Source organism: Actinomycetospora sp. CA-053990 (genome assembly GCF_050948445.1).
Taxonomy (GTDB): Bacteria; Actinomycetota; Actinomycetes; order Mycobacteriales; family Pseudonocardiaceae; genus Actinomycetospora; species Actinomycetospora callitridis.
Genome location: NZ_CP192043.1, coordinates 3,618,017 through 3,630,700 on the forward strand (window position 1 = coordinate 3,618,017; position 12,684 = coordinate 3,630,700).

Genomic DNA, 12,684 nt, shown 5'->3' on the forward strand with positions numbered 1-12,684 from the left:
AGTCGCCCCGTGCGTGTCCGTGCGCGACTCGCCGGGGTATGAGCGGCTTCACCGGACTGTCACCCGGCGCGACGAGGGCAGCCCGATCCGTGGCCATCTCCCGGTCACCGGAAGCCGCTGGTGACGCCTCGTGTGACGCCTCACATACTGTCCGCCACCAACCACCCCGACGAGGACGTGCGTGATGACCACCGAGCCCCGGGCCGCCACCAGCGGCGCCACCGCCCGCGACGCCGCCACCGGGTGGGTCCGCCCACTCTGCTGGACCGCGGTCGCCCTGGAGGGCTTCGACCTCGTCGTGCTCGGCGTGGTCATGCCCGTGCTGCTCCGGGACCCCACCTGGGACCTCGACCCGGCCGGCGCGTCGGTGGTCGTCACCGTCGGACTGCTCGGCGTCATGGTCGGCGCGCTGGCCGTCGGCCCGATCGCCGACGTCATCGGCCGCCGGGCGACGATGATCGGCACCGTGGCCGGGTTCTCCGTGCTCACCCTGGCCTGCGCGTTCGCGCCGAACCCGGAGGTCCTCGGCGGCCTGCGCTTCCTCGCGGGCCTCGGGCTCGGCGGCGTGCTGCCCGTGGCCCTCGCCCTCGTCGCCGAGTACGCCCCGCCCGGGCGCGGCAGCAGCTCCACGACGATCCTCATGACCGGCTACCACGTCGGCGCGGTCCTGACGGCCCTGCTCGGCATCCTGCTGATCCCGTCGTTCGGCTGGCCGGCGATGTTCGTGGCCGGCACGGTGCCCGCACTGATCCTCCTGCCCCTGCTCTGGGCGAAGCTCCCGGAGTCCGCGGCGTTCCTGGCCCGCCGCCAGGCCGGTGGGAGCCGCGACAGCAGCTGGCGCGCCGAGCGCCGGAACCCGCTGGCCACCCTCTTCCGCGACGGGTTCGCGCGCCCGACGATCGCCTTCTGGATCTCCTCGTTCATGGGCCTGCTGCTGGTCTACGGCCTCAACACCTGGCTGCCGGAGATCATGCGGTCCGCGGGCTACGAGCTGGGCGCGGCCCTCGCGCTGCTGCTCGTGCTCAACATCGGCGCCATCCTCGGGCTGCTGCTCGCGGGCACCGTGGCCAACCGGATCGGCGTGCGCCCGGCGACCATCGGCTGGTTCACCGCCGCGACCCTGTTCCTGGCCCTGCTCTCGATCCGCCTGCCGGGGATCGGGGTGTACGTCAGCGTGCTGCTCGCGGGCATCTTCGTCTTCTCGGCCCAGGTGCTGGTCTACGCCTACGTCTCGCAGCTCTACCCGGCCGAGGTCCGCGGGACCGCGCTCGGCACCGCCAGCGGCGTCGGGCGCCTCGGGGCCATCGCCGGCCCGATCATCGGCGGCGCCCTGCTCCAGGCGGGCATCGCCTACCCGTGGGGCTTCTATGCCTTCGCCGTCGTCGCCGCCCTCGGCGCCCTCGGCGTGGTCCTGGTGGGTCGGGCGCCTGCTTCTACGTGAGCGAAGTTCCCGGCTATAGCCGGGAACTTCGCTCACGGGTCGGCGAGGTAGCGCACGACGGCCGTCGCGATCTGGTCGGCGACGGCGTCGGGCGGGTGCAGGGGCAGCACGAGGTGGCTGATCGTCAGCCGCGCCGCGATCTCCGCGGCCGACGACGCCGTGGCTGGGTCGAGCTCCGGGCGACGCCGGAGGAGGAAGCGGGCGGCACGGTCGCGCGCGGCCACCACCAGCGGCTCGGCCTCGGTGGTCAGCAGCGGGAGCAGGTCCCCGGCGCCCTGGCCGGTGAGCAGGACGCGCAGGAGCGGGTCGCGGGCCACCGTGTCGAGCGTCGACCGCACCGCCCCGGTCCACGCGCGGTGGAGGTCGTCCTCGCCGTCGAGAGCGGCCTCGAGATCGGCCAGGAACGCCTCGGTCCGCTGCAGGACGAGCGCCGCGGCCAGCCCCTGCTTGCTCGCGAACTCGTTGTAGAGGGTCTGGCGGCTGACCCCGATGCCGTCGGCCACGTCCTGCAGCCGCAGCCCGCGCCATCCCCCGGCCACGAGCAGCTCGGCCGCCCGCTCGAGGGCCTCGTCGCGGACGAGGCCGCGGGCGCGGTCGGTGAACGAGCTGGGCACGGCGTCGGACGATAGCGGATGCTTGACGCGAACGTGGAATGCGTCTTCGTCGTGGACACGGACGTCATTCGTGTCTACCGTTCGTGGCTGTCGGGAGTCCCTGGAGGTAGCCGTGTCCGCGGTCCGCACCGTGACGGGCGAGCGCCTGTCGTCCGCCGTCCTCGCGCCGATGCCGCCGGGCGTCGACCGCCGTCTGCTCGAGCGGATGCGCCCGCGGGAGGTCCGGCCGCTGGCCGAGCCGCCGGCGGGCTCCGGTCTCGCGCCGGTCCCGGGCACGCCCGGCCCGCCGGTGCTCGGGCACACGCTGTCCTACATCCGCTACGGCCACGCCTTCACCCGCGCGCGGCACGCGGCGCTCGGGCCGGTGTCCTGGTGCGGGTTCGTCGGCGAGGACGTCGTGATCGCGGCCGGGCCCGACGCCACCCACGCGGTGCTCACCAACCCGGACAAGGCCTACTCGCAGGACGGGTGGCGCTTCCTCGTCGACGACTTCTTCCACCGCGGGCTGATGCTGCTCGACGGCGACGACCACCGCACCCACCGGCGGGTCATGCAGGAGGCGTTCACGGCGCCCCGGGTCCGCGGCTACGTCGACCGGACGGTCCCCGTCCTGCGCGAGACGATCCCGGCCTGGCCGACCGGCCGCCAGGTGCGCATCTACCCGATGCTCAAGCGCCTGACCCTCGACGTCGCCACCCGCGTCTTCATGGACGGGCGCTCCGGACCGGAGGCCGAGGCGGTCAACCAGGCGTTCATGGACTGCGTGCAGGCGGCCAGCGCGATCGTGCGCCGCGACCTGCCCGGCACCCGCTACCGCGCCGGACTGCGGGGCCGCGCCCTGCTCGAGCGCTACTTCACCGAGGCCCTGCCGGCCAAGCGCGCGGGTGACGGCGACGACCTGTTCTCCGCACTCTGCCGTGCCCGGACCCCGGAGGGCGAGGCGTTCAGCGACGCCGACGTCGTCAACCACATGATCTTCCTGATGATGGCCGCGCACGACACCTCGACGATCACCAGCGCGGCCGCCGCCTACTACCTCGCGGCGAACCCGGAGTGGCAGGAGCGGGCCAGGGCGGAGTCGCTCGCGCTCGGCGACGGCCCGCCGGACGCGGCCGCGCTGCAGTCGCTGGGCACGCTGGACCTGGTCATGAAGGAGTCGCTGCGCCTCGCCGCGCCCGTGCCGATCGTCATGCGCCGGACCGTGCGGGACACCGCGCTGCTGGGCCACCACATCCCGGAGGGCCAGCTGGTGATGGTCGCGGGCGCGGTCAACCACCACGACCCGGCGATCTGGACCGACCCCGACACCTTCGACCCCGAGCGCTTCGCCGAGCACCGCCGCGAGGACCGCGCGCACCGTGACGCCTGGATCCCGTTCGGCGGCGGCGTGCACAAGTGCCTGGGCATGCTGTTCGGCTCGCTCGAGGTGACGGCGATCCTGCACGAGCTGCTGCGCCACCACCGCATCACCGTCGCGCCGGGCTACCGGCCGCGCTGGGACAACACGTCCCTGCCCGTCCCCGCCGACGGCCTCCCCCTGCGCCTCGAACCGTTGCGCTGAACGGCCTATGTGAGTGATTTTCCCGGCTATAGCCGGGAAAATCACTCACATACGGGCGCGCGGGTGCGCCATCGCGAAGACCTCGCGCAGGGTGTCGACGGTGACCTGGGTGTAGATCTGCGTCGTGGTCACCGAGGCGTGGCCGAGCAGCTCCTGCACGACGCGCAGGTCGGCGCCGCCGTCGAGCAGGTGTGTGGCGAACGAGTGGCGCAGGGTGTGCGGGGAGATCGCGACGTCGAGGCCCGCGCGGTCGGCGGCCTCGCGCAGCGTGGCCCAGGCGCTCTGGCGCGACAGCCGCGCCCCGCGCGCGTTGAGGAACACCGCCGGCGTCCCCCGCCCCCGCGCCGCCAGCGCCGGGCGAGCCCGCACTCGATAGGCCTCGAGCGCGGCGATCGCCGGGCGGCCGATCGGCACGATCCGTTCCTTGCCGCCCTTGCCGGCCAGGCGCACCGAGCGCGCGGTGACGTCGACGTCGTCGAGATCCAGACCCACCGCCTCGGTGATCCGGGCGCCGGTGGAGTACAGCAGCTCGTGCAGGGCGCGGTCCCGGACCCCGCCGACGTCGTCGCCGTCGCCGCCCCGGACCGACAGCAGCCGGTCGACGGTCGCCACGTCGAGCGCCTTGGGCAGCCGGCGCGGCGGGGACGGCGGGTGCACCTCGCGCGCCACGTCCACCGCGATGAGGCCCTCGGCCAGCGCGAACCGGTGCAGCCCGCGCACCGCGACCACCGCGCGGGTCGCCGACGCCGTCGACAGCGCCGAGCCGCCGTCGCGCCCGGTGCGCAGCGCGACGAGGAAGTCGCCGACGTGGCGCTCGGTGACGTCGGCGAGGTCGGTGACCCCGGCCGCGTCGAGGTGCTCCAGGTAACGCCGGAGGTCGCGCCGGTAGGAGGTCAGCGTGTTCTCCGCCGTGCCCCGCTCGACCAGCAGGTGGTCGAGGTAGGTGTCGACGGCCGTCGCGGGCCTCGTCACGCCGGGTCCTCCACCCCCGGGAGCACCTCGGACAGCGGCCGCACCGGCAGGTCGTGCGCAGCGCCGACGGCGGGCGTGACGAGCTCGCCGTCGACGACGCTCACGCCCTTGGCGAGCGCCGGGTCCGCCTTGGCCGCCCCCGCGAGGCCGTGGTCGGCGAGCGCGACGACGTAGGGCAGCGTCACGCCGGTGAGCGCCCGGGTCGAGGTCGTCGGCACCGCACCGGGCACGTTGGCGACGCAGTAGAAGATCGAGTCGTGCACGCGGTAGGTCGGCTCGGCGTGCGTGGTCGGGCGGGTGTCCTCGAAGCATCCGCCCTGGTCGACGGCCAGGTCGACGAGCACCGAACCGCTGCGCATCTCGCCGACGAGCCGGTTCGGCACGAGGACGGGCGCCTTCGCGCCGGGCACCAGCACCGCGCCGATGACGAGGTCCGCCTCCCGGCAGGCCCGCTCGATCTCCGGGGTGCTCGACAGCACCGTGCGCACCGCCCCGTTGAAGATCTCGTCGACGCGGCGCAGCGCCTTCACGCTGACGTCCAGGACCTCCACCGACGCCCGCAGGCCCACCGCGATCGTCACCGCGGCCAGCCCGGACGTCCCGGCGCCGATCACCGCGACCCGCCCCGGCCGCACCCCCGGCACGCCGCCGAGCAGCACGCCACGGCCGCCCTGCGCGTTCTCGAGGTGGTGCGCGCCGACCTGCGGCGCCATGCGCCCGGCGATCTCGCTCATCGGCGCGAGCAGCGGCAGCACCCCGTCGGCGGTCTGCACCGTCTCGTAGGCGACGGCCGTCGCGCCGGCGTCGAGCAGCGCCGTCGTGCACTCCCGCGACGCCGCGAGGTGCAGGTAGGTGAAGAGGACCTGGTCGCGGCGCAGCCGGTGGTACTCCGAGGGGACGGGCTCCTTGACCTTGAGCAGCAGGTCGGCCGACGCCCACACCTCGTCGGCGGTGTCGATGACGCGGGCACCCGCGTCGCGGAACGCCTCGTCGGTGATCGCCGACCCGACGCCCGCCCCCGTCTCGACCAACACCTCGTGACCGCGCCGGACGAGCTCGGTGACGCCGATGGCCGTGAGGGCCACCCGGTCCTCGTGGTCCTTGACCTCGCGTGGAACACCGACCTTCATGGCGGGACCATAGCGGTGCTGCCGGCCCCTGCACGGCGTGCCGCGCGCGGCGGGCGGAGACTGATCACCGTGCGCCTCGGGACCACGCTGCCGCAGTTCGGGAACGTCCTCGACGAGGCCGACCGCATCGGCGAGTTCGCCGAGATGGCCGAGGACGCCGGCGTCGACAGCCTCTGGGTCGGCGACCGGCTGCTGGCCGCGGACGAGCTGATGATCAACGGGGACTTCGCGCGCGTAGAAGCAGCGAACCGCGCGTTCGCTGCGACACCTAGCGCGCGGCGCGCCTCGCCGCGTACTCGGTCGGGCGGTCGATCCACGGCGCGTCGACCGCGCGCGGCGTGAACCGGCCGGCGACGACCTCCGCGGCCGCGAACACGCCGGCCACGCACGGACCGTTGACCAGCGCACCCGACATCGCGCCGGCCACGAGGTCGTCGAGGGGCACCCGGCGGATCACCAGGTCGGCCTCCTCGTCATCGCCCCCGGGCGGCCGCTCCACCGAGCGCAGGCCGCGGGCGAGGTACACGCGCACCGACTCGTCGGCGAAGCCCGGGCAGCCCGAGATGTCGACGAGCGTGGACCACTCGTCGGCCTCGACCCCGACCTCCTCGACGAGCTCGCGCTTCGCCGCCTCGACGGGGTCCTCGCCCTGGCCGTCGAGCAGGCCCGCCGGCATCTCCCACAGCCGCCGCCCGAGCGCGGGGCGGTACTGGTAGATCATGACGAGCCGGTCGTCCTCGTCGAGGGCGGCGACCGCGACGGCGCCGAAGTGCTCGACCTTCTCGCGGCCGGCGATACGCCCGCCGGGCATCCGCACGTCGTCGCGGCGCAACGCGAAGATCGGCCCCTCGTAGAGCGTCTCGCTCCCCTCGACCGTGAAGTCGTGGGGCGGGCGACCGCCGTGGGGGTCGGCGAGCGAATCGGGCGTGACGGGGGGTCGCGTCACGAGGACGCCGCCGCCGGGATGTCGACGCCGTCGACACGAGCGTCGTCGTCCCGCCCGGCCTCGGCGTCCGGGTCCAGGTCGCCGTTCGTCCCCGTCTCGAGGTCCAGGCGCTCCGAGGCGACGTGGCGCAGGGACGCGGCGACGAAGGCGCGGAACAGGGGGTGCGCGCGGGTGGGACGGCTCTTGAGCTCCGGGTGCGCCTGGGTGCCGACGAAGAACGGGTGCTTCTCGCGCGGCAGCTCGACGAACTCGACCAGCGACCCGTCCGGCGACGTCCCCGAGAACACGAGGCCGGCCTCGACGAGGCGGTCGCGGTAGGCGTTGTTGACCTCGTAGCGGTGGCGGTGGCGCTCGGTGACCTTCCCGGTGCCGTAGGCCGCACGCACCACCGTCTCGGGGGCGAGCACCGCGGGCCAGGACCCCAGCCGCATGGTGCCGCCCATGTCGCGCTCGCCGGCGACGACGTCGGTCTGGTCGGCCATCGTGGAGATCACCGGATGCGGGGTGCTCTCGTCGAACTCCGCGGAGTTCGCGTCGTCCAGCCCGGCCATGGTCCGCGCGGCGTGGATGACCATGCACTGCAGGCCCAGGCACAGCCCGAGCGTCGGGATGCCGTTGCGGTGGGCGTGCGCCAGGGCGCCGAGCTTGCCCTCGATGCCCCGGATGCCGAAGCCTCCCGGGACGAGGACCCCGGACACGCCCGTCAGCGCGGCCGCCGCACCCGACGGCGTCTCGCACGAGTCGGACGGCACCCAGCGGACGGTGACGCGGGCGCGGTGCGCGAACCCGCCGGCGCGGACCGCCTCGGTGACCGAGAGGTAGGCGTCGGGCAGGTCCACGTACTTGCCGACGATCGCGATCTCGACGGTCTCGGTGGGGTGGTGGACGCGGTCGAGCAGGTCGCCCCAGACCGTCCAGTCGACGTCGCGGAACGGCAGCCCGAGGCGGCGCACGACGTAGGCGTCGAGGCCCTCGCCGTGCAGCACCTTGGGGATGTCGTAGATCGACGGCGCGTCCGGGCAGGCGACGACCCCGTCCTCCTCGACATCGCACATGAGGCTGATCTTGCGGGTCATCTCCTCGGGGATCGCGCGGTCGGCGCGCAGCACCAGCCCGTCGGGCTGGATACCGATGTTGCGCAGGGCCGCGACCGAGTGCTGCGTCGGCTTGGTCTTGAGCTCGCCCGACGGCGCCAGGAACGGGACCAGCGAGACATGCAGGAAGAAGCAGTTGTCCCGGCCGACCTCGTGGCGCAGCTGGCGGGCGGCCTCGAGGAACGGCAGCGACTCGATGTCGCCGACGGTGCCGCCGACCTCGGTGATGACGACGTCGGGGGCCGGGTCGGCGGTGCGCATCGCGAGCACGCGCGACTTGATCTCGTCGGTGATGTGCGGGATGACCTGCACGGTGTCGCCGAGGTACTCCCCGCGCCGCTCCTTGGCGATGACGCTCGAGTACACCTGCCCCGTCGTCACGTTGGCGCGCGCCGAGAGGTCGCGGTCGAGGAAGCGCTCGTAGTGCCCGATGTCCAGGTCGGTCTCGGCGCCGTCCTCGGTGACGAAGACCTCGCCGTGCTGGAACGGGTTCATCGTGCCGGGATCGACGTTGAGGTACGGGTCGAGCTTCTGCATCGTCACCCGCAGCCCGCGGGCGGTGAGCAGCTGACCCAGGCTCGAGGCCGTCAGCCCCTTGCCGAGCGAGGAGGCGACCCCGCCGGTGACGAAGACGTGCTTGGTGGTGCGCGCCGGCTGCACGGTCACACCACCGGGCCGTGCGCGAGGGCCGTTCGAGCGATCCTCGGTCCAGGCAGTCCACGATCCACGGGGCTCAATGCTAACCCCGTGTCGCTGCCCCGCCCGGGTGACCCCGCTCTACGGGGCCGGTGCCGTCTGCGGGGTGAAGGTTCCCGCGACCGGACCGTAGAGCCCGGTCCGCCCGTCGGCCTGCTCGCGCAGCGCGAGGACCGTCGCCACCTGCGACGACGGGCCCTCGAGCCCGTCGACGGTCGAGAGCCCGCTGCGCAGGGCGGAGTCGTTGCGGACGGCGGTGACGGCGCCCGAGCCGGTGCGCCCGGCGAGCACCGCGCCCGCCCCGACGCGGTCCAGCTCACCGGTCATGCGGGCCAGGGTGCTGTCGCGGGCGGGATCGGTGCCGCCGCCGGTGACGACGAGCGCGAGCTCGCCCGGCGCCGGGTCGAGCGCGTCGGGCGCCTGCACGTACCCCGCCTCGCTCAGCGCCTGGAGCGCCGTCCGGGCCTCGGGTCCCGTGGTCTGCTCGTCCATGCCCCCGGGCCGGGCCACGAGCAGCGACCCGAGCAGCGAACCGGTCAACGCGCCGGTGTCGGTGGTGGTCGGCAGCTGCGCCCCGGCCGGCAGGAGCCGCGGGACGAGCGCGCGCAGCGCATCGGCCCGATCGGGGGCCAGGGCGGCGTCGGTCAGCGCGAGCCGGCCGGTGACGCGTCCGCCGGCGCGGGTGACGAGCTCGGAGACGGTGGCGACGTCGGCCGGATCGGCGCCGGGTGCGGCGACGACTGCGACGCCCCGGCCCGGGAGCACGCCCGCGACGGTCGACGGGGCGCCGGCCGCGACGAGGCGCTCGGTGGCCTGCAGGCGGGTGTCGACGGCGGCGCGTTCGCCGCGCAGGGCGACGACCTGGCCGGCGAGCTCGTCGCGGTCGGTGGTGAGGGCGCCGAGCACGCGGCCCGAGAGCGCCGACGCACCGAGGACGACGCCCAGGGCGAGCGCGAGCAGTATCGCCGCGATCGAGACGACGTGGTAGCGCAGCGACATCATCCCCCGACCCCCTGGAACGCGGCCAGGACGGCGAGCCACCCCTCGCGCACGAGCATCACGATGGGCTCGGCGAGCCCGCTGGCCAGCAGCGCCGCGGCGCCGACCGCCGCCACGGCGAGCAGCAGCAACAGCACCGCGCCGGTGGTGACACGGTGGCGGTGCAGCGACGCCACGGCCGCCCCGTCCACGAGCGTCGGCCCGAGCCGCAGCCGCGTCAGGACGGTCGAGGGGTTGCTGCCCGACCGGCCGCGGTCGAGGAAGCCGGTGAGCGTGCCGTCGAACCCGCACGCCACCACGAGCGACGCCCCGTGACGGTGTGCCAGCAGCAGCGCCATGTCCTCCGGGTTCGCCGACGACGGGAAGCCGACCGGGTCGATGCCGGCGTCCTGCAGCCGCGCGAGCCCCGCGATGTGCCCGTCGAGGTCGGCGGGGATGACGACGTCGACGGCCTTGCGGGCCAGCTCGGGGTCGATCTCCAGCGCGGTGCCGACCACCACGACCGGCGTGTGGCCGGCCTCGCGCAGGGCCTCCGCGCCGCTGCCGACCCCGACCAGGACCGGCCGTTCCTCACGGATGAAGTGCTTGAGGCGCCGCAGCTCGGCGGCGCGGTCCGCGCCCGGCGCGACCACCAGCACCGTGCGGCCGTAGACCGCGGTCTCGAGGCCGGGGACCCCGACGCCGTCGAGCAGCATCGCCCGCTCGCGGCCCATGAACTCGGTGGTGTTCGCCGAGAACGCCTCGAGCTGCGAGGCCAGGCCCGAGCGGGCCTCCCCGAGCTGGTCGGCCACCGTCTCGGCGGTCTGGGAGAAGCCGCGGGCGACCTCCTGGTCGCCGAGGTAGACCCCGCCGTCGTGCAGCCGCACCGCGGCGCCGTCGCGGACCCGGCGCAGCACGCCCTCGCCGACGTCGTCGACGAGCGCCACCCCGGCGTCGGTGAGGATCTCGGGGCCGAGGTTCGGGTAGCGACCCGAGATCGACGGCGAGACGTTGACGACCCCGGCCACCCCGGCGTCGACGAGCGCGTGCGCCGTCGCGCGGTCGAGGTCGACCTGGTCGATCACCGCGACGTCCCCGCGACCCACCCGGCGGAGCAGCTCCGGGGCGAGCGCGCCGCCCGAGCGTCCGCCGAGGCGCGCCGTGCCGACGACACCGACTGGTGCGTCCTCGGTGCGTCCCCGTGGCCACTTCATGCCCGCCACCCCGCGCCACTGCCACGACCCATGCCTCCGATCGTCGCCGGACGGGCCGGATGTACGGCGCCGACGCGCCGGACCGGGGCGCCGGGGTCACCCGGCCCGGCGACTCCGGCGGCCTCCGCTACGCCGCGTGGCGGCACCGCGCTCGATCGGGGTGGGCGCCGCGCCGTCCCCGGTGCTCGACGCGCGGTCGGCCGCCGCGGCGGCCAGCAGCTCCTCGGCGTGGGCGCGCCCGGTCTCGGTCTCCTCGGTGCCCGCGAGCATGCGGGCGAGCTCGACCACGCGGTCGCCGTCGGAGATCGTGCGCACCGCGCTGCGCGTCACGCCGTGCTCGTCGGTGCCCGTGACGGCCTGCAGCCCGCCCTTGTCGACCACGAGGTGCCGGTCGGCGTACGCGGCCACCTGGGCGAGGTGGGTGACGACGACGACCTGGTGCGTGGCGGCCAGCCGGGCGAGCCGGCGCCCGACCTCCACCGCCGCGCGCCCGCCGACCCCGGCGTCGACCTCGTCGAACACCAGCGTCGGCGTGGTGTCGGCGCCGGCCAGCACGACCTCGACCGCGAGCATCACCCGCGAGCTCCCCGCCCGAGGCGCCCTTGTGTACCGGCAGGGGCAGGGCGCCGGCGTGCGGGGTGAGCAGCAGCTCCACCTCGTCGACACCGTCGGGACCGGCCACCACGCGCCGCCCGTCGACCTCGAGCGCCTGCGGATCGGCGCCCGCGGCCTCCTTCACCCCCACCGCGAGCGCCACCGACGCCGCGCCCATCGCCAGGCCGTCGAGCTCGGCGGACACGGCGGCGCCGAAGCGGTCGGCGGCCTCGCGGCGGGCGGCCGACACCGTGGCGGCGTGCCCGGCGAGCTCGCCGGCCAGCTGCTCGGCCTCCGCGGCCAGGGCGGCGAGCGCCTCGTCGGAGGTGTCGAGGCCGGCGAGGCGCTCGCGCGCGGACGTCGCCCACTCCAGGACGCCGTCGACGTCGGCCGCGTACTTGCGCGTGAGGCTCTTGAGGGCGGCCTGGCGTTCGAGCACCTGCTCGAGACGCTGGGGGTCGGCCTCGAGGCGGGCGAGGTAGTCGGTGAGCTCCGCGGCGGCGTCACCGAGCAGCGCGGCGGCCTCGGCCAGACGCGGATCGAGCCCGGCGAGCGCCGGGTCGTCGCTGCCCTGGACGCGCCGCCGGGCCTCGCCCAGCAGCCCGACCGCGTCGGGCTCCTCCCCCACCCCGTCCGGCGGGCCCGCGAGCGCGGCGAGCGCCGCCGTGGCCGAGGCACGGAGGTCGTCCGCGTCGGCGAGCCTGCGGGCCTCGGCGACGAGATCGGCGTCCTCGCCGGGCTGCGGGTCGACCGACTCGATCTCGGTGAGGCCGTGGCGCAGCATGTCCGACTCGCGGGTGAGCTCGCGGGCCTGCTCGCGGCGGCGGGTGAGCTCGGTGGTCGCCGTTCGCCACGCCGTGCGCGTGCGCCGGTAGGCCGCCAGCGGCTCGGCGACGGCGGCGCCGGCGAAGCGGTCGAGCACGGCGCGCTGCTCGGAGGCACGCAGGAGGCGCAGCGCCTCGTGCTGGCCATGGACGGCGAGCGCGGCGTCGGTGACGTCGGAGAGCACGGCCATCGGGACCGAGCGACCGCCCAGGTGCGCCCGGGAGCGGCCGTCGGCCGAGACGGTGCGCGCGGCGATCAGGCTGCCGTCGTCGTCGAGCGCGGCGCCCGCGTCGGTGGCGAGCCGGACCGCGGAGCGGGGCTCGCCGTCGGGGGTCTCCTCGCCGGCCGCGTCAGCACCGTCGGCCTCGTCGGCCACCTCGTCCGGGGTGGGCAGCAGAAAGCGCCCCTCCACCATGGCCCGCCCCGCGCCGCGACGGACGCGCGACGAGTCCGCGCGGCCACCGCCCAGGAGGTGCAACCCGGTGACCACCATCGTCTTCCCGGCCCCGGTCTCCCCGGTGACCACGGTGAGGCCGGGGTGCAGATCGAGGGTCGCGTCCTCGATGACCCCGAGGGCCTGGATCCTCAGCTCGGCGAGCACGGGCCTCACGATAACCAG

Annotated in this window: 10 protein-coding genes and 1 pseudogene; 3 read left to right on the plus strand and 8 right to left on the minus strand. The window is 75.2% G+C overall.

The window, feature by feature from the left end; all coding sequences use genetic code 11:
- The first annotated feature begins 184 nt into the window (after nucleotides 1-184).
- Nucleotides 185-1,441: an MFS transporter gene (locus ACQPYN_RS18620; RefSeq protein ID WP_433025877.1), complete on the plus strand. Its 1,257-nt coding sequence runs from the start codon at nucleotides 185-187 to the stop codon at nucleotides 1,439-1,441.
- 32 nt (nucleotides 1,442-1,473) lie between these two features.
- Here the strand turns inward: ACQPYN_RS18620 and ACQPYN_RS18625 are convergent, their stop codons facing one another.
- A complete protein-coding gene (locus ACQPYN_RS18625; protein WP_433025880.1) occupies nucleotides 1,474-2,055 on the minus strand; it encodes a TetR/AcrR family transcriptional regulator in 582 nt (193 codons plus the stop codon).
- Nucleotides 2,056-2,224: 169 nt separating this feature from the next.
- Here ACQPYN_RS18625 and ACQPYN_RS18630 point away from each other — a divergent pair, with 169 nt between their 5' ends.
- Entirely contained in the window at nucleotides 2,225-3,616 is a 1,392-nt protein-coding gene (locus ACQPYN_RS18630) for a cytochrome P450 (RefSeq protein WP_433038950.1), read from the plus strand.
- A 45-nt stretch (nucleotides 3,617-3,661) separates the two neighbouring features.
- On the opposite strand, the gene ACQPYN_RS18635 is transcribed toward ACQPYN_RS18630, so the two are convergent.
- Entirely contained in the window at nucleotides 3,662-4,588 is a 927-nt protein-coding gene (locus tag ACQPYN_RS18635; RefSeq protein WP_433025883.1) for a site-specific tyrosine recombinase XerD, read from the minus strand.
- Nucleotides 4,585-5,718, minus strand: coding sequence for an alanine dehydrogenase (gene ald / locus ACQPYN_RS18640; RefSeq protein WP_433025886.1), 1,134 nt, complete (start codon nucleotides 5,716-5,718; stop codon nucleotides 4,585-4,587). The genes ACQPYN_RS18635 and ald overlap by 4 nt, the downstream gene beginning before the upstream one ends.
- A 69-nt stretch (nucleotides 5,719-5,787) precedes the next feature.
- Between ald and ACQPYN_RS18645 the strand changes: the two genes are divergently transcribed.
- Nucleotides 5,788-6,060: a hypothetical protein gene (locus tag ACQPYN_RS18645; RefSeq protein ID WP_433025889.1), complete on the plus strand. Its 273-nt coding sequence runs from the start codon at nucleotides 5,788-5,790 to the stop codon at nucleotides 6,058-6,060.
- Here ACQPYN_RS18645 and ACQPYN_RS18650 read toward each other — a convergent pair.
- The 5 genes and pseudogenes from ACQPYN_RS18650 to recN all read right to left on the minus strand — a co-directional run bounded on the left by ACQPYN_RS18650 (nucleotide 5,987) and on the right by recN (nucleotide 12,666).
- A complete protein-coding gene (locus ACQPYN_RS18650; RefSeq protein ID WP_433025892.1) occupies nucleotides 5,987-6,664 on the minus strand; it encodes an NUDIX domain-containing protein in 678 nt (225 codons plus the stop codon). The genes ACQPYN_RS18645 and ACQPYN_RS18650 overlap by 74 nt on opposite strands.
- Nucleotides 6,661-8,424 (minus strand): CTP synthase, encoded by a 1,764-nt coding sequence (locus ACQPYN_RS18655; RefSeq protein WP_433025895.1) that lies wholly within the window; start codon nucleotides 8,422-8,424, stop codon nucleotides 6,661-6,663. The genes ACQPYN_RS18650 and ACQPYN_RS18655 overlap by 4 nt, the downstream gene beginning before the upstream one ends.
- Nucleotides 8,425-8,535: 111 nt before the next feature.
- Nucleotides 8,536-9,456, minus strand: a complete 921-nt coding sequence (locus ACQPYN_RS18660) for a copper transporter (protein WP_433025898.1) — start codon at nucleotides 9,454-9,456, stop codon at nucleotides 8,536-8,538.
- Nucleotides 9,453-10,646, minus strand: coding sequence for a putative cytokinetic ring protein SteA (gene steA, locus ACQPYN_RS18665; RefSeq protein WP_433025901.1), 1,194 nt, complete (start codon nucleotides 10,644-10,646; stop codon nucleotides 9,453-9,455). Before steA ends, ACQPYN_RS18660 begins: the two co-directional genes overlap by 4 nt.
- A 96-nt stretch (nucleotides 10,647-10,742) precedes the next feature.
- Nucleotides 10,743-12,666, minus strand: a pseudogene (gene recN, locus ACQPYN_RS18670) (DNA repair protein RecN).
- Between the last annotated feature and the right edge of the window lie 18 nt (nucleotides 12,667-12,684).